The organism is Saccharothrix sp. NRRL B-16348, assembly GCF_001280085.1.
GTDB lineage: Bacteria > Actinomycetota > Actinomycetes > Mycobacteriales > Pseudonocardiaceae > Actinosynnema.
This window is the reverse complement of sequence record NZ_LGED01000007.1, coordinates 1-23398: the sequence shown is the minus strand read 5'-3', so window position 1 is coordinate 23398 and position 23398 is coordinate 1. Positions and strand designations below refer to the sequence as shown.

The 23398-nt window shown below is 70.0% G+C and carries 18 protein-coding genes and 2 pseudogenes; 15 read left to right on the top strand and 5 right to left on the bottom strand.

Annotated features, from left to right (window positions below):
- Positions 1-164: 164 nt before the first annotated feature.
- Together ADK67_RS03415 and ADK67_RS03410 are read left to right on the top strand one after the other, a co-directional pair.
- Complete coding sequence (locus tag ADK67_RS03415) at positions 165-2693, top strand: hypothetical protein (RefSeq protein WP_053714906.1); 2529 nt, start codon at positions 165-167, stop codon at positions 2691-2693.
- Between the two features lie 575 nt (positions 2694-3268).
- Positions 3269-3724 (top strand): AfsR/SARP family transcriptional regulator, encoded by a 456-nt coding sequence (locus ADK67_RS03410; RefSeq protein ID WP_053714905.1) that lies wholly within the window; start codon positions 3269-3271, stop codon positions 3722-3724.
- 6 nt (positions 3725-3730) lie between these two features.
- Here the strand turns inward: ADK67_RS03410 and ADK67_RS50410 are convergent, their stop codons facing one another.
- Positions 3731-4261, bottom strand: coding sequence for a hypothetical protein (locus ADK67_RS50410; protein ID WP_157619878.1), 531 nt, complete (start codon positions 4259-4261; stop codon positions 3731-3733).
- 51 nt (positions 4262-4312) lie between these two features.
- Here ADK67_RS50410 and ADK67_RS03400 point away from each other — a divergent pair.
- The 5 genes and pseudogenes from ADK67_RS03400 to ADK67_RS03390 all read left to right on the top strand — a co-directional run.
- Positions 4313-4996: pseudogene (locus ADK67_RS03400) on the top strand (RHS repeat-associated core domain-containing protein); the annotation flags it as partial.
- Between the two features lie 47 nt (positions 4997-5043).
- Complete coding sequence (locus tag ADK67_RS03395; protein ID WP_053714902.1) at positions 5044-5646, top strand: hypothetical protein; 603 nt, start codon at positions 5044-5046, stop codon at positions 5644-5646.
- Positions 5643-5837: a hypothetical protein gene (locus ADK67_RS50405; protein WP_157619877.1), complete on the top strand. Its 195-nt coding sequence runs from the start codon at positions 5643-5645 to the stop codon at positions 5835-5837. Before ADK67_RS03395 ends, ADK67_RS50405 begins: the two co-directional genes overlap by 4 nt.
- Positions 5795-5941 (top strand): annotated as a pseudogene (locus ADK67_RS55250) (IS701 family transposase); the annotation flags it as partial. The gene ADK67_RS50405 and the pseudogene ADK67_RS55250, both read left to right, overlap by 43 nt.
- A gap of 252 nt (positions 5942-6193) precedes the next feature.
- Entirely contained in the window at positions 6194-7450 is a 1257-nt protein-coding gene (locus ADK67_RS03390) for an MFS transporter (RefSeq protein WP_231647993.1), read from the top strand.
- 64 nt (positions 7451-7514) lie between these two features.
- Here ADK67_RS03390 and ADK67_RS03385 read toward each other — a convergent pair whose 3' ends face one another.
- A complete protein-coding gene (locus tag ADK67_RS03385; protein WP_082403183.1) occupies positions 7515-9128 on the bottom strand; it encodes a right-handed parallel beta-helix repeat-containing protein in 1614 nt (537 codons plus the stop codon).
- Positions 9129-9303: 175 nt separating this feature from the next.
- Positions 9304-9891, bottom strand: a complete 588-nt coding sequence (locus ADK67_RS03380; RefSeq protein ID WP_197289257.1) for a hypothetical protein — start codon at positions 9889-9891, stop codon at positions 9304-9306.
- Positions 9892-10214: 323 nt separating this feature from the next.
- On the opposite strand from ADK67_RS03380, the gene ADK67_RS50400 reads away from it, so the two are divergent.
- A complete protein-coding gene (locus tag ADK67_RS50400; protein ID WP_053714899.1) occupies positions 10215-11756 on the top strand; it encodes an ankyrin repeat domain-containing protein in 1542 nt (513 codons plus the stop codon).
- 601 nt (positions 11757-12357) lie between these two features.
- Positions 12358-13758 carry an FAD-binding oxidoreductase gene (locus tag ADK67_RS03370; protein ID WP_053714898.1) on the top strand — a complete coding sequence of 467 codons (1401 nt, stop codon included), beginning with the start codon at positions 12358-12360 and terminating at the stop codon, positions 13756-13758.
- Positions 13759-13836: 78 nt separating this feature from the next.
- On the opposite strand, the gene ADK67_RS03365 is transcribed toward ADK67_RS03370, so the two are convergent.
- Positions 13837-15252: an aromatic amino acid ammonia-lyase gene (locus tag ADK67_RS03365; protein WP_231647992.1), complete on the bottom strand. Its 1416-nt coding sequence runs from the start codon at positions 15250-15252 to the stop codon at positions 13837-13839.
- Positions 15253-15459: 207 nt separating this feature from the next.
- Between ADK67_RS03365 and ADK67_RS03360 the strand changes: the two genes are divergently transcribed.
- From ADK67_RS03360 to ADK67_RS03335, 6 genes are all read left to right on the top strand, one after another.
- Positions 15460-16563 carry an ABC transporter ATP-binding protein gene (locus ADK67_RS03360; RefSeq protein ID WP_053714896.1) on the top strand — a complete coding sequence of 368 codons (1104 nt, stop codon included), beginning with the start codon at positions 15460-15462 and terminating at the stop codon, positions 16561-16563.
- On the top strand, positions 16560-17195 hold the full coding sequence (locus ADK67_RS03355) for an ABC transporter permease (protein WP_053714895.1): 636 nt from the start codon (positions 16560-16562) through the stop codon (positions 17193-17195). The genes ADK67_RS03360 and ADK67_RS03355 overlap by 4 nt, the downstream gene beginning before the upstream one ends.
- Positions 17196-17197: 2 nt before the next feature.
- Complete coding sequence (locus ADK67_RS03350; protein WP_053714894.1) at positions 17198-17884, top strand: ABC transporter permease; 687 nt, start codon at positions 17198-17200, stop codon at positions 17882-17884.
- Positions 17881-18804 (top strand): ABC transporter substrate-binding protein, encoded by a 924-nt coding sequence (locus ADK67_RS03345; protein WP_053714893.1) that lies wholly within the window; start codon positions 17881-17883, stop codon positions 18802-18804. The genes ADK67_RS03350 and ADK67_RS03345 overlap by 4 nt, the downstream gene beginning before the upstream one ends.
- A gap of 37 nt (positions 18805-18841) precedes the next feature.
- The gene (locus ADK67_RS03340; RefSeq protein WP_082403181.1) at positions 18842-19678 is read left to right on the top strand and encodes a MurR/RpiR family transcriptional regulator; all 837 of its coding nucleotides are present in this window, start codon (positions 18842-18844) and stop codon (positions 19676-19678) included.
- Between the two features lie 182 nt (positions 19679-19860).
- Positions 19861-22881 carry a choice-of-anchor L domain-containing protein gene (locus tag ADK67_RS03335; RefSeq protein WP_157619876.1) on the top strand — a complete coding sequence of 1007 codons (3021 nt, stop codon included), beginning with the start codon at positions 19861-19863 and terminating at the stop codon, positions 22879-22881.
- Between the two features lie 135 nt (positions 22882-23016).
- Here ADK67_RS03335 and ADK67_RS03330 read toward each other — a convergent pair.
- Positions 23017-23398, bottom strand: a 382-nt coding sequence (locus tag ADK67_RS03330; protein ID WP_053714890.1) for a MarR family winged helix-turn-helix transcriptional regulator, incomplete at its 5' end; no start/stop codon positions are given.

Below are 23398 nucleotides of genomic sequence, written 5' to 3'. Positions count from 1 at the left end.
TTCCTCGTCCGTCAACACCACCACGGCCACCGGCCGACCCCTACGAGCCACCCGACAACCCTACAATTCATCAACGAACTTCAGACGCAGGACACTAGGTTGGCGACGGTCGACTCCGGTGCGGTTCGCCACGGAACCGCCGACGACGCGTGGAAGGGTGGGCGATGGACGCGGCGCAGGCGATCTCCCTGGTGTCGGGGCGGATCCGGTCCGAAGGGTCGGACTACCCGACCGAGGAACTGGAAGCCGAGAAGTTCTGGGGCGGTTGGTGCGTCTTCGCGCCGGTGATGGTCGCCGACCCCGACCCGGCGGACGACTCGCCCGGCCCGGAGTTGCGGTCGGTGTTCCTGGTCGGGAGGTACGGGCAGGTCGAGGAGGTGTCGTCGAGCGGACCGGCGGAGGACGCGCGCTCGCGGTTCGAGGAGGCGTGCCTCTGGTTCGGCGCGGGCCAGCCGACCGAGGAAGGTGGCTACACCGGGCAGAGCAGCCCGGACTTCAGCCGGTTCGTCCGGTCGCGCCCACCCCGGCGTGCCGCCACCCACGACCACCAGGCCGTCGAAGCCTTCGCGGAGGCCCTGCTCCACGAGCGCGACTTCTCCGGCTGGCTGACCGACCGCCTGCGCGAGCTGGGACAACTGCTGGGCGGGCCGGGGTACCTGGTCGCCCGACGTCCGGACTCCCGGTCGGCGCGGCGCTTGATGGACTTCCTGGAGTGGGACGACGACGAAGCCGGCGGAGGGGCGACCGCGGTGTGGCGGACCTGGCCGCCGATCGACCCGGCGAGCCTGCCCGACGCCGACACCGCGGGGTGGCTGCTCGTCCCGGGCGAGGCGCTGTGCGACTACCTCGAGGACCTCGACGCCGAAGCGGATGCCGTGAACCGCTTGTTCGACACCATCGCCGACCGCGTTCGGCAGGCGTCCCGGTGGCGCGCCTGCGGTGTCACCGACCTGTTCCCGCGGCTCGTCGCGGTGCGCCGCACCGAACTGCGGGACGCCGACCTGGACGCCCTGCGACGACTCGCGGCCGAGGACGCCGCCGAGGACTTCCTGGACGTGCTGCTGGCGAATCCGTCACCCGACGACCGGGACACGCAGGCCCTGCTGCGCATCGCGCTCGACGCCGAGCGGCGCCGCCTGGAATCCATCGACCTCGACGCGTCGGCCACGGCCGCTTACCGGCGTGTGCTCAACCGCCTCGGCATGGCCTTCGAGGACGACTGGCTCGGCGCGGTGTTCGCCGCGCAGGACCCGGAGGAGGACTACCCGTTCCACGAGCCTCATCGCCCCGAGGTGACCAGCGGCGACCGCGGAGACGGGGGCTCGGCCGTCGTGGACGCGCAGGCGGCGATCGCGCTGGTGGTGCAGTGGATCAGGTCCCGTCGGCTGGACTACCCGACCGAGGAGTTGGTCGCGGACCGCTTCGAAGCCGGGTGGAGCGTGTACGCGCCGGTTGAGGTGGACGAGAGCGACCCGATGGCGTTCCTGGACATTCCGGTGGGTCGGTCGGTGTTCCTGGTAGGTGATTGGGGGAGGATCAAGGAGACGTCGAGCTCGGTCCCACCCGGGCAGGCGGTGGACGAGTTCATCGCCGAGGAGCGCGCCGCGAACAGCATGATCGACATCGAGTGGGCGGCCATGCAGCTCGAGGAGGAAGGTGCCATCCAGAGCTTCACGATCGTCGACGCCCCGCCCGAGGAGGCGATCGCCGAGCAGGCGTCGAGGTTGATCGAGCCGATCGTCCAGCAGCTGGCCCGGTTCGGCCCGCCGGGATGGCGGCGGCTGGGTGCGGTGTTCGTGGTCACCGTGTCCGCCGAGGCGGGCCGGGTGCGGTTCTGGACCGACCAGCCCGACGACGCGGTCGCGGCGCCGGAGTCTGTCATGGCGTTGGTGCGCGAGCAGCGCGAGGTCGCGGCGCGGATGCCGGCCGGGCCGTGGTGGCGCCTGTCGCTGACCGTCACGCACCTCGGCGAGACGACGGTGGACTACGACTACGGCGACCAGCCGTTCCCGCAGGAAGACCTGCTGGCTCCCGAGCACTACCGCAACGACCTGGGCGCCTACCCGCGCGACCGAGTGCCTGCCTGGCTCACCGACTACCTCGCCACCGCCGACCGTCCGGGGGAGTCCTTCGAGACCGAGATCGAATCCAGGCGGTTGCACGCCGACGCCCGGGCGATCACCTACGGCGCCCGGTCGATCGAGCTCGACCGGGCCGAGTGGATCCGGTACCTCAGCGCCCCCGCCACGACGAAGCGCTTCCTCGGCCTCGGCTCGCGTCAAACCGCCTGGTACTTCTCAGTCGGCGCGTACCCGGCAACGTTCGGGAACAAGATCGACCTGGAGTTCCTCACCGACGGCAAGGACTCCGCACCACCTGCCGCGTGGGCGTTCCTCGTGGGTCTGTCGCAGAGTCACCTCGAACCACGGCTGGTCGCCCGACTGGCCGACCGGGTCCGCCGGGGCGAGACCGTTGACGTGGGAGGCTTGTCGGTGCGCCAGGGCGGCGTCGACGTGCAAGGGGGAACCCTGCCGTGGAGCGCGATCAGTGACGTGCGGATCGCCGACAACCGGGTCTCGATCCACCGGGTGGGAGCGTCGGAGCCTGCCGCCTGGGTGCCGTTGGGAAACGTGAACGCCGTGCTCATCCCTGGCGTGATCGCACGCCTCCCCGGCATCGTCGAAGCGACGTAGCGTGTGCCGCTCGAAAGTCATCGTCGCTGGTAGAGCAGCGGAGAACCAGCTTGAGTTCGGCTTTGTGGTCCCGGTTGGCGGCGGACACTCCGGTTGATCCACGCAGCCCTTTGGTCGATCATCGCTCTTGCGACAGAAGGATGATCGACCAAGGGCTGCGTGATCGGTGTGCACCATCTCGAAGTCCGAGGCGAGCTGCTCGAGTTCGGCCATCGGGTAGCTGCCTCGGCTGTACGGCGCCTGCTCAAGCGTTTACGAATACCACCTGCGCCGCAGCACGACGCTGACACGTCCTGGCGAAGGTTCCTCCGCGCCCGGTTTCACCGGCATGTCGGCCTCCGACGCCTTCCGCATCGACTGCATGCGCACTCTCAAGCTGACGCGAAGTCACCGACCGACCGCCGGTAGAGATGAGGATGCAGGTCCCCCGTGCAGAACCGGGGACAAACCACATCCGCACGGGTGAACGTCCGCACGGTTGCGGATTCGCCCGACCGACCTCCTGCCACACCCCGGACAGGTCGAGCCTCCCAGCAGGGGGCGGGTGGAGATCCGGCTGTTGGACGGTGTCGGGAATGCTGGCCGTGTTGGCCCTGTCCCCGGGCAGACCGGTCAGCGTCGGGACGCTGATCGACTGTCTGTGGTCGCCAGACAACCCGGAACGCAAACAGGCCAAGAAACCTGCGTCCACCATTCAGACCTACGCCAAGCACATACGCGGCGCACTCACCCGCGCGGGCGGCAGTGGCGCCTGGCAGGACAGCAGGTCACGTCCCGGATTCTACCTGCTCGCGATCGACCCGATGCTGGTGGACTACCACCGGTTCCTGTTGTTGGCCGACGCTGCCCAACAGTCCCGTGACCTGGACCGGTTCGAGGAGGCGTTCGCTCGTGGCCGGGTGCCCCGCTGGCCGGACTCGGCGGCGAAGGGCCGACCGCCATCGCGAGGACATGGCCACCCGGCGGCCCTGCTCGTGGCTCACCTCGATGTCGTCACCGGCTTCCACCGCGACACTCCAGTCCGGCCCTGATCGGAGTTACTCGACGCAGAACAGGGCTTTGGGGAGTTGAAAAAGATACCCGACGGCGGAGGTCGACGCCTCGCACCAATCGAGCTGTTCGCCCATGCGCCCTCCCATGTTCGACTCCCGGGCGGAATCGTACGGTCTCGACCACGAAAGGAACGATGTTGACATATCGGTGACCTGACTCGACTTGAACAGGTGAATGATTGTCACTCGATCAGATGAGTAGCGTTGGGCCGCGCTTGTCCGATCGAGTTCCGTGATCGTTACTCGGAGTTTCCTGCGTCCTTTGACAAGTGCGGCCGGAACAGTGCCGAGCCCGACTGCCCCGATCTTCACTGACGAACCGCCGGTGTGCGTAGGCTCCACGCTCAGCACGTCGGCGCGAGTCGCTTTCAGCCTTCCACCGTGGTCGCTTCTCGGGCCGGCGGTCGTCCGCTGCTGGTCGGCGTAAGGCGGCGCTAGGTCGCGGTACCTCGCCGACCCGCTCGGAAGCGTGGTCGCGCTCGCCGACGACACGGGTGCGCTGTCGGTCGAGTACACCTACGACCCGTACGGCAACGCCTCGGTCAGAGGCGTCGAGGGGGCAACACGCGCCGGTTCACCGGCCGTGTGGACGACGGCACCGGGCTGCACCACAACCGCGCCCGCTACTACAGCCCGACCCTGCAGCGGTTCATCAGCGAGGACCCGACCGGGTTCAACGGCGGGTACAACCTGCACGCCTACGCGGCGAACCGGCCGACGGTGTTCGTCGACCCCGCGGGCACGAAGCCGGCCCCGTCCGGCGGGATCAACAACCCTCCGTCGCGCGGCATGACGGGCGCCCAGCCGGGTCAGAACGGTGTGAACCGCAAGGACGTGTCCGGTTCCAGCGGTCGCATCGCCGACGAAACTCGCACGACGGGGCAACTCGTCGCTCGGCCGCGGTGTGCCGGTCCAGTCGATCGTGGACGCGTCCCGGTACCTCGGCAAGGAGATCGGCATCATCCAGAACAGCCAGACCGGGCAGCTCAGGGCGGTGATCGGCAAGGAGACCACGGTGAGCTTCGGCAGGCTCGGCCCGAACGAGCACGTGCTCGCGCGCACACGCACCCGGTCTACAAGACCGACCGCAGCCACTTCGGCAAGGACCTGTCGGCCGCGCACCCGGACCGGGTCGAGGCGGTCATCGACTGGAGCGGCGCGGTGACCTACTACAAGCGCGACACGTTCGTCAGCGCACCGCCGAAACCGATGATCAACGAGTACGGTTACCTGGTGGGGTACCGACCTTGAGCCGACGACCGGGTCTGGTCGACCGATGCGGTGCGTGCGACGGCGTCGTGCTCGGCTTGACAGGCCAGGACCACGTATTCGAGCCCTACCTCCTCGCAGGGGACGGCTCGGAGGGGTGGGTCCCGGCGGGCCTGTGCCACCTCTCCTGCGTCGTCGCGTCGCCCGCAGGCGACGTCTGGGCCGCGCGGGAGATGGCGTTCCACCGCGAGCAGGAGTTCGTCGAGCGCGACGGTTTCTTCGTCCGCTGGGCAGGCGGGGGAAACTCCCTCGTCCTGATCCGCGACACCGGCTGGATCGGCTGGGGCGCGGCGGATCGGCTCGACCCGCTGCCCGCCGCCGACGGGATGCTGCACGTCCCGGTGCGCAGCGAGGCCGGTGAGCTCACCGACGAGTTCGGTGACCTGATCATGGCCGCCTGTCCGGCGCTCGCCGCTGGCGAGCCGGTCGCGCTCGGCGACCTGGTCTCCGCGCTCGGCGTGGCGGACCGGTACTCCGTCGACGGCGAGGTCCGAGTGGTGACCGCGCGGGAGAAGGGCCGCGAGGGTTTGTCGTGGCAGGTCGTCCAGGTGGACCACGACGTGGTGCTGGAGCCCGGTTTCCTCGCCGTGGCACGGGAGCTGCCCGGCTGGCGGGCCAAGGGGGGACGGTGACCATCACCCGACGTGCCGTGCTGGTGAGCGCGGCCGCGTGCGTGCCGGAGCACCGAGCGACACCCACCGCCGCCACCAGCGGGACGCCGCCGCCGGAGTACCCGACGTTCCAAGCGGGCGTACTAACCCCGCCGCCCGCGTCGAGCACCCGATGGGCGAGCGTCTCGGGGTGGTTCACCAGCAGTTCGTGACGACCTCGACGTGGGATCACGTCGAGGTGCGGCGGCGGTTGGCGTTGTCGGCTCGGGATTTCGTCGATTCGGACGCGTTCGCGGTGGACGACACGACGCCACCGCCGACCTCTTCGCCCCACAACTCGCCGCCAACGACGGCAAACTCGACTACGGCGGACGCTCCGTCAAAGCCGCCCTGGCCGCTACCGCCTCCACGACCTGCTGCGCGCCTACACCCGGACTGCCTGCGCTGGTCGGAGTGGCGCCGACGGCATCAGTACCGTGCCGGACAGGCCCACTACCAGCGCCAGGCCGATCAAGAGCGGTGAGGGTCATGGTCTGTTGCCGGAGTGTTGACGGGAGGAATTCTCGCAGTGCCCACGAAGGAATCTGACGACGCCAAGGTGAGGCTGGGCAGTCGCTTCCACAGACTCTTCGGCGCCACGCTCGTGTCGGCCATCGGTACCGGCATGCACGCAGCCGCGTTGCCCCTGCTGGTCTTGCAGAGCACCAGCAGCCCGATGGCGTTGAGCTTCGTCGTGATGGCCGCCGAGATTCCCTGGGTGCTGCTGTCGCTGCACGCCGGTGTCGTGGTGGACCGGCTGGACCGCCGGCGGGTGATGGTGTGGGCCGACCTGGGCCGGTTCGCCGTCCTGGTCGTTCTCGCGGTGCTGATCCTGACCGCGCAGGTGAACCTGGTGTGGCTGGTGCTCGCGGCGTTCCTGCTGGGCATCGGCCAAGTCTTCTTCGACATCGCCGCCCAGTCGGCCATTCCCGACTTCGTGTCCCGGGATCCGCGGAGCCTGGCCACGGCGAACGGGCGGATCGTCGCGGCGGAGGGCAACGGTGAGGACTTCGTGGGGCCTCCGCTCGGCTCCGCGCTGTTCGGCGTGTGGAACACCCTGCCGTTCGCGGGCAACGCTCTCTCGTTCGCTGCCAGCGGCCTGTTGATCTTCTCGATCCGGGCGGACGCCAAGCCTGAGAAGACGTCCGAACCTCCGCGCAAGAGCATGCGGAGCGAAATCGTCGAGGGCATTCGTTGGTTGTTCGGGAACCGCACCCTGCGGGTGCTGGCCATGGTTTCCTGTCTCGGCAACGTCGCCGTCACCGCTCAGTTCGCGATGCTCGCGCTGCTGGCCAAGGACGTCCTCGAACTTCCGGATTTCGGTTTCGGTCTGTTGCTGACGGCCACCGCGGTCGGCGCGACGGTCGGGGGACTGGCCGCCGCGGCCGCCGGCAAGCGATTCGGCCCCGGCACGGTGATGATCGTGGGCAAAGCCGGCGTGGGCGTGGCCATTCTGGTTCTGGGACTTGTCGCCAATGTGTGGGTTGCGGCCACGATGATGATGGTGACCGGTGCGCTGATGACTGCGGAGAAAGTCGTGGTGAGCACATTGCGCCAGCGGATCGTGCCTCATGAACTCTTGGGGAGGGTGCTCTCGTCGAGTAGGCTGGTGGTCATGATCGGAGGGCCGGTTGGAGCGGCACTCGGCGGCGTTCTCGCCAGTGTGTTCGCCGTCCAGGTCTCGTATGTCGCCAGTGGCGTTTTTCTCATCCTGGTGACGCTGGTTTTCTATCCCGTGCTGAACAATCGCGCCCTGGCAAGCGCTACGGACGAATCGGCTGGGTAAGCGAGAAAACCCGGCAGAGGCTCTCGGCCTGACCGCGTCCGCGTCCGGTTGTCCGGTACGGGTGTCAGAGCTGTGGGTAGGTGCCGGGCGTGATCGTGCCGATCGGACCGGTGACGGGTGTCTGCCACCTGATCCTGAGTCCCTCCACCGTCGTGGCGCGCGTGCCGGGTGCCACGACGACGTTCGCCACGAGCCGGATGTAGTAGTCCTTGGTGACGAGATCGGTTTCGAGGAATTTGCCTCCGGAGATGCGACAGTTCTCGAACAACGCCTGGAACGTCCCGTTTGCCAGGTCGTTCCGGTTGTGGGTGAAACCGCAGTTGACGAACCGCATGTCGTGCGTGATGTGCACGGTTCTGGACGCGCGCGCGTTGAACCAGCAGTTCGTCCAGGTGACGCCGACGCCGGTGGGCTGCGCGTAGAACAGGTACTCCTTGCGGTGCACGCGGCCGTTCGTCCAGAGCCGGTCCTCGATCGTGCAGTTCGTGAAAGCGGTGGCCGCAGCGGGGTCGGCCGATCCGTGTACCCGTTCGAAATAACCGTGGAACCTGGTCCCGTCGGTGAACCTCACGCCCGGCTTAGCGATGTAGACAGCGTGTCCGGCGCCGGTTTCGGCGCCTCCCATGGTGGTCCACCGGGTGTCGGACACGGCCCAGAAGACGCAGTTCGCGAACGTGTTGTCCAGGCTGTCGCCGTTGGACGCCTCGACGCCGTGACCGATGTTGTTCACGAACTCGCAGTTCTCGAACCGGCCTTCCCGAGTGATCTCGTGCGCGGCGCCCCGGTTCGGCTCGATGTCCAGTCCGGCACCGGGTTTCGACGCGACGAATCCTCCCGGCGCGCCCGCGTGCGGCTGTCGGCCCGTGTGACTGAACGAGCAGTCCCGGCAGGTCAGGCCCCACCCGCCGATCCACGACAGTCCTTGACGGCCGTTGTGGTCGGAGGTGACTCGCTCGAGCAGGTGCGGCTTGCGCGCCTCGGGCCTGCGCAGCCGGTGCAGGATCGTGATCCCGTCGAGGCCGTGGTGGTGCGTGCGCACGTCGCGGACGATGACGTTCGTGCATCGGTCCAGCCAGATCCCGGTGGCCATCGCCTGAATGCCGTTGACCGCGTCGGCCTCGGAGTTCGCCCATCCACCTCCGAGTACCAATGCGCCGTTGTTCCCGTCGAGCGTGAGATCACTGATCGTCACGTTGGCGCAGTCGGCGAGCCTGATCATGGCGCCGATCGCCGCGCGCTCGCTTTCGTTGCTACTCAACGGGATGCGCCTACCCTGGGCATCGAACGCGCCGTAGTGCAGGCCGCTCGCGAGCCGGATCGTCGCGCCGTTGCCCTGAATGTCCAGGAACTCCAAGCCTTCGGCGTTGAAGATCTCCCACGGGGAGTAGTAGGGCACGCCGCCCTTGTCCTGCCCACCCACCTTGTAGGTACCCGCGGGGATGACGAGCGTGCCACCCCGGTTCTCCGCGCTGCTCAGGGCCGCGGCCGCGGCTTGAAACGCGCCGGTGTCGTTATGGCTGCCGTCACCGACCGCACCGAAATCGGCCTTGAGGTCGAACGTCGGGTACGCACGCCGAGCGGCCTCGGCGACGCCGCCGATCCCGACCACTGCCGGGGCCGCGACCATCATGCCCAGCACACTTCGTCGAGTCCACGGCCTGCGCTCCACCATGCCCATGCCCGCTCCAGCCAACCGGTCCGTCCCCGATCAAGTAACTCAGGCTAACAACGGCGAGGCCGCCGAGAGCCGGTAACAGTTCGGGGTGCCGTCTCCAGCGTCGCGCAGTGCCACCAGGGAGGTGATCGGGGCCCAGCACACGCTGACAGGGCAGTCCACGCTGCTGAACCCCACGTCATCCGGAGTGTGTTTGATCGACCCAGCCGAGCGTCAGGGGAAGCCGGTCGGATCGGTGTGCGGCGCGCTGTTCGACCACCCACTGTTCGATCTTGTCGACGGACTGGGCGATGGGTTCGTCGGTGGTGTCGAGGATGTGGGTGCTCCACCTGGGGTCGCCGGCGGTCCAGGCGGTCCAGCGGTGCCAGACCATGTCCGGGGCGCTGTCGCCGGTGATGACCTCGGGGCGGTGACGAGGGTCCCGGGCGTGTCCGCGATGCCAGGCGGCCCAGCCCAGGAAGGCGTCGACCGCCGAGGCGTCCCACCGGCCGGAGTCGCGGTGGGCGAGCCGGACCCGGCGGATTTCGTCGTCCACGTCGACCAGGCAGAGCGCGATCCCGTCCACCTTCGGTGCGGAGGGGGCCGCCAGGATCTCGCCCAGTGGGGATTGTCCGGTCAACAGCAGGTCCAGTCCGCGTTCCTGGTACTCGAGTGCGCGGCGTACCCACAGCTCGGTGATGCGGTGGCGCCAGTGACGGTCGGCGTCCCGCGGCACGCCGACCTCGTCGAAATCGTGGACGACGACGTCCCGGAGCCGGTCGGCCACGGCGAAGGCGAGCGTGGACTTGCCCGAACAGCTCGACCCCGTCAATTTCAGCAGCACGTCGCCAGGGTCACACGGTCGGGGCGCTCGGCACATCCGACTTCCCGTGAGCGGTTGGTTCTGACCTTCGCAGCCAGGCTGCCCAGGTCATCTGAACGGCGCACATCCGTTCCCTGGACGGGTTCTGGGCTAGAGTGGCGGCGGCTGCCAGGAAGCCACCGGTCCGCGGGAATGGGCTCAGCCCACCTGGCGCGTGCACCACGTGTCACCAGCGCTCTCCTTTCGGCCTGACCGAGCGGACATCAGGCAGACGAAAGGAGATCATCGTGCCGACCCTGGGCATGCCCGACCGTCCCCACCTCGACGGCTTCCGCCGGCAGGCCCGTACCTTGCAGCGGGCCGTCCGGGCAGGTGACCCCGACGCCGCCGCACGGGTGGCCCGTCACCACCCCGGTGTCCTGCCCGACCAGGCCGGCGGGTTCCGGCTCAGCGCGGCGCAGTTGGTCGTCGCTCGCGAATACGGATTCGCCAGTTGGCCCCGGCTCGTGCGATACCTGGACACCGTGGCCGAACACGGCTGGGACACCAAGCTCGGCGCGGCGCCCGCGGCCGGCCCGGCGGAGGAGTTCTGTCGCCTCGCCTGCCTGACCTACAGTCGTGAGGACGGGCCGGAACGCTGGGCGCAGGCCCGTCGGCTGCTGGCCGAGCGTCCCGACCTGACCACCCGCGACATCTGGGCCGCCGCGGCGGCCGCCCGCCCGGACGACGTCGGTCGGCTGCTCGCGGAGCAGCCTCGGCGGGTGGCCGAGCGCGGTGGCCCGTTCCGGTGGCGGCCGCTGTTCTACCTCGTCTACTCGCGATTCGACCAAGGCGTGTCGGCCGAGCGTGTGCTTACGGTCGCCCGGCAACTGCTCGACGCCGGCGCCGACCCGGACGAGGGCTACCTCTTCGACGGCCTGCCGTCGCCGTTCACGTTGCTTACCGGGGTGTTCGGCCACGGCGAACTCGGCCGACGACGCCAGCCCCGCCACCCGCACTGGCGGGCGTTGGGTCGGCTGCTGCTGGAGGCGGGCGCCGACCCCAACGACGCCCAGACCCTGTACAACAGGATGTTCGAGCCGGACGACTCGCACCTGGAGCTGCTGTTCGACCACGGGCTCGGCACCGGCGACGGCGGCCCGTGGAAGACACGGATCACTGAGCTGGACAAACCCGCGCAGATGCTGCGCACTCAGCTCCGCTGGGCGGTCGAGCACCACCAACCCGCCCGCGTGCGGCTGCTGGTCGAGCACGGTGTCGACTTCCACTCGCCGTTCGAGGGCGACGGGCCCGCGTGGAGTCCAGGCGACGGCCAGACACCGGTCGAGCTGGCCCGGCTCAACGGCGACATGGAGATCGCCGACTACCTCGTCACCCAGGGCGCGACGCCACCCGGCCCCGATCCCGTGCGCGACCTGATCGCCGCGGCGTTCAGCGCCGACCGGTCCACCCTCGACCTACTCCGCGCCGAGCATCCGGACGTCGTAGCGGAAGCCCGCCGCAGCCGCCCCGGGCTCATCGTGTGGGCGGCGGCCCACGCATCCATCGAGACGGTCACGTTGCTCGCGGAGCTCGGCTTCGACGTGAACGCCTACGGCCGCGGTGACGCGCCGGTCGAACAGGCATGGGAGACCGCACTGCACCACAGCGCTATGGCCGGCGACGTCGAGCTCACGCGTCGGCTGTTGGACCTGGGTGCCGACCCCGACCTCCGCGACCAGCGCTTCGACGCGACTCCGCTCGACTGGGCCCGGCACTTCCACCAACTGTCGACCACCGACCTGCTCGGACCACTCACCGCGCCCCCGGCAAGCGGCGAACCGGTGTGAAGCCGCGGTCGTTCGGGTCGGGACCGCCGCGCCTGAGGCGGGCGTCCCCCGGCAGAACTGTGCCGTTGGCGGTGACGCCCCGGCCAAGGGAGAAGTCCGGTCATCGGCATGGGCGTGCGTTGCCTGCTGCACTGCACCGGGCGCGGGTCGGTCTGGTGCCGACAACTCGTCCTCGTTCGCCAACGCCTACCGAAGTGCCATGCGACTGCGCAACGAGTTCTACGCTTCCGCCCGCGCAGACCTCGACATCGCCAGCGGTCCACTGCCCGAACTCACGTGGAAATCGCTTGAACCCCCGCCACCACCGCCCGACCGCCCCGCCAGACCTTGGCGGATGAGGTTCCTCCTGCGGGAGGACGCCGTCGCACCGGACGGGCAGCCACGGAACGTTACGAAGTGCTACACCTGTGCGCACCCGGCCTGGACGCCCTGCCCACGGACCTGGTGAAGTGAATCCGTCGGTTGGGACACGAGACCGAACACCCGGCGCGAGCACTCGGACGCGCTGCGCGAACAGGACTTCCTACCCGATCCGAAGGGGCCGCGAGGGGGCCACTCTGGACATGCCTGGGGGTCCGCTCCGACTTGTGGAGGTTGGACCATGACGGACTTCTCTGCCCTGCGCGGCGCGATCGGCGGCACCGTCCTCACGCGTGAGGACGACGGTTTCGAGGCCGCGCGGGCCGTGTTCAACGGCGCCATCGAGACCTCGCCCGCGGCTATTGCGCGGTGTGTGACGACCGAGGACGTGAAACAGGCCCTGGGGTTCGCCCGGCGCTCCGGGTTGCCGGTGGCGGTGCGCAGCGGTGGGCACAGCGTGGCCGGCGCGAGCCTCGTGCAGGACGGCGTGGTGATCGACATGCGTGGCATGGACTCGGTCACCGTCGCGCCGGACGCGCGGACCGCGGTGGTGGCCGGCGGTGCGACGTGGGCGGCGGTGGACCGGGCGACGCAGGCGTACGGCGTGGCCACGACCGGCGGGCGGGTGTCCACCACGGGGGTGGCCGGGCTGACCCTGGGCGGCGGCTCGGGCTGGCTGGAACGCAAGTTCGGTTTGGCGTGCGACAACCTGCTGTCGGTCGACCTGGTGCTGGCCGACGGCCGCACGGTCACCGCGAGCGAGACCGACCACCCGGAGCTGTTCTGGGCGCTGCACGGCGGCGGAGGCAACTTCGGCGTGGCCACGTCGTTCACGTTCCGGCTCCACCCCCTGCCGGAGTTCTCCTTCGCGCTGCTGCTCTGGCCGCACGACGAGGGCGAGGCCGCCACCACCCGGTTCCGCGACCTCGTGGCCGGCGCGCCGGACGAGGTGGGCGGCGGGGTGCTCTACATGACCGGGCCGCCGGCGGAGTTCGTGCCGCCCGGCATGGTCGGGCGGTTGTGCTGCGGCGTCCTGGTCACCTACGCCGGGCCGGTCGCCGAACTGCGCGAACTCGTCGCGCCCCTGACCGACATCGGACCGGCGTCGACCGTGCTGTCCGACATCCCGTACACCGAACTGCAGTGCATGCTGGACGATCCGCCGGGGTACCGGAACTACTGGTCCGCCGAATACCTGGCGGAACTGCCCGACGAGGCGGTGCGGCGGTTCTGCGCGGGCGCGTACCAGATGCTGTGCCCGTCGCCCTCGCAGCACGCACTGGTGCCGTGGGGCGGTGCGGTGGCAAGGGAGACAGGGTGGCCGATGCGGCACCGCGACATGCCGTGGGTGGTGCACCCGTTCGGCATGTGGGAGAACCCGGCCGACGACGAGCGGGCCCGGCGGTGGGCGCGCGACCTGCGCGACGCCCTCCAGCCGTGGAGCACGGGCGCGGTGTACCTCAACTTCATCGGCGACGAGGGCAGGGAGCGCGTCGTGGCCGGGTTCGGCGCGGCGAACTACGCGCGCTTGGGGCACGTCAAGGCCGAGTACGACCCGGACAACGTGTTCGACCGGTGGCACAACATCGTGCCCGCGACTGCCCGTCCCGACCGCAGCGGCCCGATCGGGGTACCGGACTAGCCCGGGTCCAGCCGGCCTCGCGGATGAGGTTGGTGCAGCCCGTGAGGTTGGAGTTGGAGGAGATCCTGCGCAAGGCGCCTACAGGTCGGTGAACTCGTCCACCAGGGCCGCGGCGGCCTCGACGTCGGGGCTCAGCTGACGGTCGGCCATGATCGGGTTCAGCCTCGCCGCCGCGAGTTCGTAAGCGGTGCGCAGGGGTGTGTCGGGGTTGGGTGCGAGGCCGCGCATGCGCAGTGCGCGGAGGGCCGCCACCAGTTCGCAGGCGAGGACCAGGCGGAACGCGTTCAGCGAGCCCAGGGACTGGCGGGCCGACTGGAAGGCGAAGCTGGAGTGCTCCTCCAGGCCGCGCGACACGACGGCGTTGCCCAGACTCGGGGTTTCGGTGAGGCTGCGCATCTCGGCCAGGGCGGAGTTCGCGCTGTACTCCAGGATCATCACGCCCGAACTGCCGGTCGCACCGTCCGCGAGGAACGGTCGCAGCCCGGTGAACCTCGGCTCCACCAGGCTCGCCAGGCGTGCGGCGGACAGCGTTCCGGTGTGCAGCAACGCGAGCCGCACGCGGTCGAGTGCCTGGCCGAGGTAAGCGCTGTGGAAGGCGCCGTGGTGGTAGGCGGTGTCGTCCTCCGCGCGGATCAACGGGTTCTCGGCCGCCGCGTTGATCTCGACTTCGAGCACCCGGCCGAGGTCGGCGGTCGCGTCCAGCGCGGGTCCGTGCACTTGGGGGAAGCAGCGGTAGCCGAAGGTGTCCTGGATGCGGGCGGCGGGGTTGATCGGCTCACCCAGCAGTCGGCGCAGTTCGGCGGCGGCGCGGACCTGGCCGGGGTGCGGTCTGCCCACGTGCACGGGCTCGGCGAGCGCTTCGTGCGAGCCGTCGACGGCCAGGAAGGACAGTGCCGTCACGACGTGCGCGGCGGAGAGCAGTTGGTGCGCCTCGCGCCAGGCGATGGCGGCCATGCCGATGGTGAGGGCGTTGCTGCTGATCAACGCCAGCGCGTCGCCCGAGTCGAGGGTGATCGGTTCCGGGGGCGCGCCGGTGCCGAGCCAGAAGCGTTCACCCAGCAGTGTGAGCCCGGTTTCCGCCAACGCGGTCAGGTCGCCGGTCCCGATGGCGCCGAACTCGTGCACCGCGGGGAAGGAACCGGCGTTGAGCGCGTCCGCGAGCACGTCGACCACGGCGGGGCGCAGCCCGGCGCCTCCGGCCAGCAGTTGGTTGAGCCGGACCACGAGCATCGCGCGCACGTACTCCTCGGGGAGCAGCTTGCCCAACCCGCCCGCGTGACTGCGCAGCAGCCGCAGCCCGTGACCGGGCCGGTCGTCGGTGTCCACGGTCTCCGACCGGTTGGCGCCCACCCCGGTCGTGCGCCCGTACACCGGCCGGCGCAGGACGACCCGCTGGGCGGCGTGCCACGACGCCTCGACCCGGCGCCTGCCGCCGCCGTCGACCACGACGGGGGCGTGCGAGCGTGCGACCTGCACCACGTCGGCACTCGTCATGGTCTGTCCGTTGAGGACGATCGGATCGGGGGTGGGCAGCGTATCGGGAACGTCCGGGTGCATTGTTCCGCCCTTCCTCGTCTTGCGGACGGGCGCACCGTTGCGCCGTTACGGGCAGGTGAAGTGTGGCGCTCGGCCCCTTGACACTGCTCGGCGTGGACCAGAGCATGCATGAACGCATTCACACATGACAAGAGGTGAATCGTCTTGATCAGTTTCGAGGCCGTGAACAAGAAGTTCGCGGACGGAACCACGGCAGTGCGCGAACTCGACATGGAGATCCCCGAGGGGCAGCTCACGGTCCTCGTCGGTTCGTCGGGCTGCGGCAAGACCACGACGCTCCGCATGATCAACAGGATGATCGACGCGACCAGCGGGCAGGTGCGGGTGGACGGTCGCGACGTGCGGGACGTCAACGCCTCCACCCTGCGCCGGAACATCGGCTACGTCATCCAGCAGTCCGGCCTGTTCCCGCACCGCACGGTCGCCGACAACATCGCGACCGTGCCGCGCCTGCTGGGCTGGGACCGCAAACGGGTCCGCGACCGCGTGGTGGAGCTGCTCGACACCGTGGGGCTGGCCCGTGACCTGGGAGGGAAGTACCCGCACCAGCTCTCCGGCGGCCAGCAGCAACGCGTCGGCGTGGCCAGGGCGCTGGCCGCGGATCCACCGGTCCTCCTGATGGACGAGCCTTTCGGCGCGGTCGATCCGGTGGTCCGCACGCTCTTGCAAGACGAACTCCTGCGCCTGCAGGACGAGTTGCACAAGACGATCGTGTTCGTCACGCACGACATCGACGAGGCGGTCAAGCTCGGCGACCGGATCGCGATCTTCAAGACCGGCGGCCACCTCGTCCAGTTCTCCACACCCGCGGAACTGCTCGCGCACCCCGCGGACGACTTCGTGGCGGACTTCCTCGGCTCCGAGCGCGGTCTGAAGCTGCTCTCGCTGACGTCGTTGGCCGACGTGCCGGTCGAGCCGGTCACCACCGTGACCGTGTCCACGCCGGTCGCGGAGGCCAGGCGGGCGGGTGACGGCTGGGTCCTGCTGGTGACCGACGACCACCGGCCGCGCGGCTGGCTGCACGTCGACCACCTGCCCGCCGACGGCGTGCTGGCCGACGCCGAGCCGATCGTCGCCGCCGGCCTCACCGCGAGCGCCTCTCTGCTCACCGCGCTGGACGCCACCGTCTCGTCGCCCGTGGGCCTCGCCGTCCGCGTCGACGACGACGGACGCGTGGTCGGCGTGTCGAGCCACCAGCGGATCAACGAGCGCGCGGCGCGGTTCCGGGCGCAGGTGCTGGTGCCATGAGGTGGTCCTGGATTCCCGACCACGCCGGGGAATTGGCGATGACGACGCTGGAGCACACCGCCATCGCGGCCGTCGCCGTCCTGTGCGGGCTGCTGCTGGCGCTGCCGCTGGGCGTGCTGGCCGTGCGGTTCCCCCTGCTCAAGGGCGCAGTGCTCGGGATCTCGGGTGTGCTGTTCACCATCCCGTCGCTGGCGCTGTTCATCCTCCTGCTGCCGTTGACCGGTCTGAGCTACGAGACCGCCGTGCTCGGACTGACCGTCTACACGCTCGTCGTGCTCGTCCGCAACACGGTCGAGGGCCTGGCCTCGGTGCCGCCGCACGTCCGTGAGGCCGCCCGCGCGATGGGCTACGGCGGCACCCGCACCCTGCTCACCGTCGAGCTGCCGCTGGCCCTGCCGGTGATCATGGCGGGCGTCCGGGTGGCGACCGTGATGACGATCAGCCTGGTGAGCGTGGCCGGGTTCATCGGGCACGGCGCGCTCGGCCAGCTGTTCATCGACGGGTTCCAGCGGGACTTCGCGGTGCCGGTCATCGCCGGCGTGGTGCTCACCCTGCTGTTGGCGCTGGTGGCCGATCTGGCGCTGGTCGGCGTCCAGCACGCGCTGACGCCGTGGACCAGGAGGGGGCGGTAACCATGGGTCAGCTCATCGCCGACGTGGCGCGCTGGTTCGCCGACGGCACCCGGTGGTCCGGTCCCGAAGGCATCGTGCAGCGCCTGCTGGAGCACCTCCAGTACTCGCTGCTGTCCACAGTGGTCGCCGTGCTCATCGCGTTGCCGATCGGATTGCTGATCGGCCACACGGGCAAGGGCGCGTTCCTCGCCATCAACCTCGCCAGTTTCGGTCGCGCGCTGCCGACCGTCGGCGTGGTGATCCTGGTGTTCCTGGTCAGCGGGTTGAACCTGTGGCCGGTCTACGTGGCGCTGGTGGTGCTGGCCATCCCGGTGATCGTCACGAACACCTACGCGGGCATGGCGGCGGTCGACCACGACGTGCGCGACGCGGCCCGTGGCACCGGCCTGAACGGGTGGCAGGTGCTGTTCCAGGTCGAACTCCCGCTGGCCGTCCCGCTGATCCTCAACGGCGTGCGGTTGGCCGTCGTGCAGGTGGTCGCCACCGCGACCATCGCGGCCTACATCAGTTTCGGCGGCTTCGGCCGCTACGTGTTCGACGGCTTCGCGCAGAACGACCTGGCCCAGGTCTTCGGCGGAGCCGTGCTGATCGCGGTCCTCGCGATCACCCTCGACCTGGCCCTGAGCGGGCTGCAACGGGCACTCACGCCCCGTGGACTCGCACTGCAACGCCGAAGGAGCACTCGATGAAGCCCCATCTCGTCACAGCGGCAATCCTGACGAGCCTCGCCCTGGTGATGACGGCGTGTTCCGGCGGTGTGACCTCACTGGACCCGCAGAGCAGCCAGACCGGCACCGCGTCGGAAGGCGCCCTCACCGTGGGCACCGCCAACTTCAGCGAGAACGTCATCCTCGGCCACCTCTACGCGGGGGTGTTGAAGGCCAAGGGGATCGACGCCACGGTGAAGGAGAACCTCGGGTCGCGCGAGATCATCGTGCCCGCGCTGCAGGGCGGCGACATCGACGCCCTGCCCGAGTACCAGGGCAGCCTGCTGCAGTACCTGGACAAGAACGCCAAGCAGAGCGCGGCCGAAGAGGTCCAGGCGGCGTTGGGCCCGGTGCTGCCCAAGGGGCTGAAGGTGCTGCCCTACGCGGCCGCGGAGAACAAGGACGTCTACGTCGTCACCAAGGAGACGGCGGCCAAGTACAGCCTCAAGACGCTGGACGACCTCAAGGCGCACAGCGCGGAACTCGTCTTCGGCGGCCCGGCCGAGGACAAGACCCGCTTCGTCGGACTGGTGGGCCTCAAGGAGGTCTACGGTGCCGAGTTCAAGGAGTTCAAGGCGCTCGACGCGGGCGGCCCGTTGACCAGGGGAGCGTTGGAGGGCGGCGACATCCAGGTGGCCAACTTGTTCAGCACCGACGTCACCATCGTCAACAACGGCTGGGTGGTGCTGGAGGACCCGAAGAAGCTGGTCCCCGCGCAGCACGTGGTGCCGCTGATCAACGAGTCGAAGGCCAGTGCGACCGTGGTCGCCGCCCTCGCCGTGCTCAACGACAAACTGACCACCGACGAGCTGACCAAGCTCGACGCCAAGGTGGACAACGACAAGGAAGACCCGGACGCCGTGGCGCTGGAGTGGCTGAAGGAGCAGGGGCTCGCCTCCTGACCCTCCTGCCCCTCCGGACCGGACGATGAGAGCGGCAATGGACTCGACAGCTCTGCGGCAGCTGCTGGGCGGACGACGGTTGTCGCCCGCCCAGCGGCGGATCGCCCGATACCTACTGGAACACCCGCAGGAGGCCGCGTACCTGGGCACCGTGGACCTCGCCGAACGCGTGGGGGTGAGCCAGGCGTCGGTGACCCGGTTCGCCTTCGCCCTCGGGTTCGAGACGTTCCCCGAGTTCCGCGCCGCGGTGCGGTCGCTCGTGCTCACCCCCACGACGAACGGTCCCGCCGAAGAGCTCAACGAGATCCAGCTCCTGGTGGAGACCGAGATCAGGAATCTGCGGTCGCTGCGGGACGGCCTCGCCGACCTGGGACCGCTGCGGGAGGCGGCCGGGGCGCTGGCCGCCTCCCAGCCGCTCCCCGTCCTGGGTCTGCGGGTGTCCGCGCCGCTGGCCCACCTGTTCGGCTACTTCGCCGCGAAGGCGCACCTGGACGTGCGGGTGCTGGACTGTCCCGGCTCGCTCATGGAGGACGGGCTCCTCCGGGCGGTGGACGCCGGGGCGGACTGGGCCTTGGCGTTCGCGCTGCCGCGCTACCCGCGTGAGATGCGCGACGCGCTGACCTTCGCCAGGCGGGTCGGCCTTCGGACCGTGCTGGTGACCGATCAGCCGATCAACCCGCTGACCGAACACGCCGACCTGGTGCTGACCGCGCCGGTCAGCTCGCACTTCGCGTTCGACTCGCACGCGGCGTCGACCGTGCTGTGCTCAGCCCTGCTGCACGCGATGCTGGCCGCACTCCCGAAGGAACGGCAGGCCAGTTTGGACGCCTTCGAAGCCATGGCCGCCCAACGCGAGGTGTTCGTGGCCGACTAGAAGCCGGCGTGTGCACTTCTCCCGAGAACTGCGGAATGCGCACTGTGGCAACGCTTTCGGTTGATCGTGGTCGCACTTTTCGGTGGTCGTTTCCTCACTTCCCGTGATCGGTAACGGGCCGGTCGGGTGCGCGATGTTCCCAGGCACAGGTCGGGGATTTCCGGGAAACATAGGGGAGTGCCATGCGAAAGCGACGTGCGGCGTTGGTGTGCGCCCTGATCGCGGTCTTCGGGATCAGCGGGACACCGGCCTTCGCGGAACGGCCACCGCCGACCGTGCCGGATCGGGAGCCCACCGCGCGGGTGGCGAAGGCGTTACCCGCGGCGGCGGACGACGGCGGGTCGACCATCGCGGTCGCGCCGGTCCGCATCCTCGACACCCGCACCGGGCTCGGGCGGGGCGGTGCGGCGGCGCCCGTCGGTGGCGGGCAGGGCATCACCATCGTGGTGGCCGGAACCGCGGGCGTGCCCGCGAACGCGACGGCCGTGGTGCTCAACGTGACCGCGACCGAGGCCACCGCGGGCACCTTCGTGACCGCGTGGCCCGCGGGCGAGGCGCGGCCCCTGGCCTCGAACCTCAACGTCGTCGCCGGCCAGACCACGCCGAACCTGGTGACCGTCGGCCTGGGCGCCGGCGGTGCCGTGAGCCTGTACAACAACGCGGGCGCCACCCACCTCATCGCCGACGTGCAGGCCTACGTCGTGCCGCAGGGCGCGACGCCGACCGGCATGCTGGTCGACCTGGCACCCGCCCGGCTGCTGGACACCCGGACCGGTGGCGGCGCCGTCGGCGGCGGTCAAGCCGTCGCGCTGGACGTCACCGAGGTCGGCGGAGTGCCGGAGACCGGGGTGTCGGCGGTCGTGCTGAACGTGACGGCGACCGAACCCACGGCGGCTTCCTACGTGACCGCCTACCCCGCGGGCGGCACCCGGCCGCTCGCCTCCAACCTGAACACCGTGCCCGGTGACACCGTGCCCAACCGGGTGATCGTCCCGGTCGGCGAGGGCGGCGCCGTGCGGCTGTACAACAACGCCGGGTCGGTGCACCTCGTGGTGGACGTCGGCGGCTACCTGACCGACGGTTCGGTGCCCGACACCGGCTCCGGCCTGACCCGGGTCTCACCCGCCCGCCTGCTGGACACCCGGCCGTCGGGCGCGCTGACCGCGGGCGGCACGCGGACCGTGCAGGTGGCCGGGCGCGCGGGCGTGCCGGGGACGGACTCGGAGGTGCCACCGACCGCGGTCGTGCTGAACCTGACCGCCACCGCGCCCACCGCGGCCTCCTACCTGACCACGTTCCCCGGCGGCAGCGCGCGCCCGCTCGCGTCGGACCTCAACGTGCGACCCGGCGAGACCCGGCCGAACCTGGTCGTGGTCAAGCTCGGCCCGACCGGCGCGGTGACGGTCTACAACAACGCGGGCGACACCCACATCGTGGTCGACGTGTTCGCCTACTACACCGGCGCCGTGGTGCTCGACCCGGCGTTGGAGGTGCTGACCCCGCCGGTGGCGGGCGCCGTCACCGGGGTGGGTGCTGACACGGTCACGTTCACCGGCACGGCCGCCGGGCTCGGGCTGTCCGTGGGGCAGGTCCTGGCGTCCGGCCCGACTCCCGGCGCGCCCTCGGGCTTCCTGCGGCGGGTCACCGCGCTGGCGGAGTCCGGCGGCGTGGTCACGGCCACCGCCGTGCCCGCGGCGCTGGACGAGGCCGTCCTGCGCGGCACCTACGACGGCGGCATCGACCTGGTGCCCGTCACCTCGGCGGCCGACGTCACCGCGTCCGGGATCACCGGCTCGGTCACGGCGCCGTTCGACCTCCAGGTCGACGGCGTCGACGGCAACCCCGACGACGCGGTGTCGGCGTCGGCGAGCGTGTCCGGCAGCCTGACTCTGTCCGCCGGGCTCGACCTGCGGGCCAAGATCGGACCGTTCTCCGGTGTCGAGGTGGACTTCGAGGCGGAGCTGGGCGCGTCGATGGTCACCGACGTGTCGGTCACCGGGGCGTACGAGCTGTTCTCGCGCGAGTACGAGCTGTTCGAGCAGCAGTTCCGCGGTTTCCTGTTCACCATCGGGCCGGTGCCGGTGTACGTGGAGCCGGAGTTCGAGCTCGGCCTGGGCGTCACCGGTTCCGCGGAGGCGTCGATCGGGGTGCGCACGACCCGGTCGGAGACGGTCTCCCTGGGTTTCCGGCTGCGCAACGCCGACCTCCAGCCGTTCACCACGTCCACCGGCACGCCGCTGACGCACACCGTCACCGGCCCGGACGCGTCGGTGAACCTCAGCGCCGAACTGCGGGCCACGCTGGAGGCCGAGTTCTACGGCGGATTCGAACTCGGCGTCGGCGTCGCGCCCGGGATCACGGCGACGGTCGGCACGCAGGACTGCGGGTTCTCGCTGGACTTCACCGTGGACGCCTTGGCGGAGTTCGAGGTCGAGATGTTCGGCAAGGAGATCGGCGAGGGCGTGGAGTTCTCCACGCAGCTGTTCGAGCAGAACCTGCTGAAGAAGACCGTGCCGGGCTGCGAACCCGACGGCTGGACGATCACCGGGCGCCCGGCGGCCGACCTCGCGACGCTACTCGCTGGCCCCGGCGTGGCGATCCAGTCGGCCACGGCGTCGGGCGGCTCCCAGGTGGCGGAGTTCACCGCGCCGTTCGGCTCCATCGGTCTGGAGAAGGGCGTGGTGCTCAGCACCGGCACCGCGTCGGGCGCGCCGGGCCCGAACTCCCAGTCCGGCTACGGCACCTTGACCGGCGGTCCGGGTGACAGCGCCCTGTCCGCGATCGCGGGCGGGACGACGTACGACACCGCGGGGCTGGACGTCACGTTCGTGCCGACCACGTCGACGGTGGAGTTCTCGTTCGTGTTCGCGTCCGAGGAGTACCTGGAGTACGTCGACTCGCAGTACAACGACGTGTTCGGCGGTTTCGTCAACGGCGTCAACTGCGCGGTGGTCGACAAGGGCTTCGAGCGCGTGCCCGCGACGGTCAACGCCATCAACCACCTCCGCAACACCCTGCAATTCCGGGACAACACCGGCGGTGGCACCAACGCCCAGGCGGACGGGATGACCACCACCCTGCGCTGCCGCGCGCCGGTGCACCCCGGCGTCCCCAACACCCTGCGGCTGGCCATCGCCGACACGGGCGATCCCGTCTACGACAGCTGGGCGTTCATCCAGCGCGGCAGCTTCCGCGCGGTCTGACCCTCCCGACGCCTGCCCGCCGGTCCACCCGTGGACCGGCGGGCAGGCCTGGCGGAGGGCGATCGGCGGAGGACACCCGTCCAGCGGAATGCGGACGGGGTGGACAGCAGGCGTTCACGAACCGTGGGTTGGGTTCTAGGGGATTTGGTCGGCTTCGGTCGTTTTCTTGCGTCGTCGTGGTTCCGCGGACCGCGGTGGTGTCTGACGCATGTGGTCTCGTGCGCGGGTGAGGATGTCGGCGAGTGTCTCGATGTCGGAGCGGGACAGTGCGGCGAACAGCAGGTCGTCGAGGACGGCGATGTGGCCGGGGAAGACCCGTGCGAGCACGGCGCGTCCTTCCTGCGTGATGGTGACGGTGATGCCGCGTTCGTCGTCGGAGGACGGTGTTCGGGTCACGAGGCCCCGCTTTTCCAGGGTCTGTGCCTGGTAGGTGAGTCCGCTGCGGCTGTAGACGACGCCGTCGGCGAGGTCGGTCATGCGTCGGCTGCCGGTGGGGGAGTCGCCGAGGGTGGCCAGG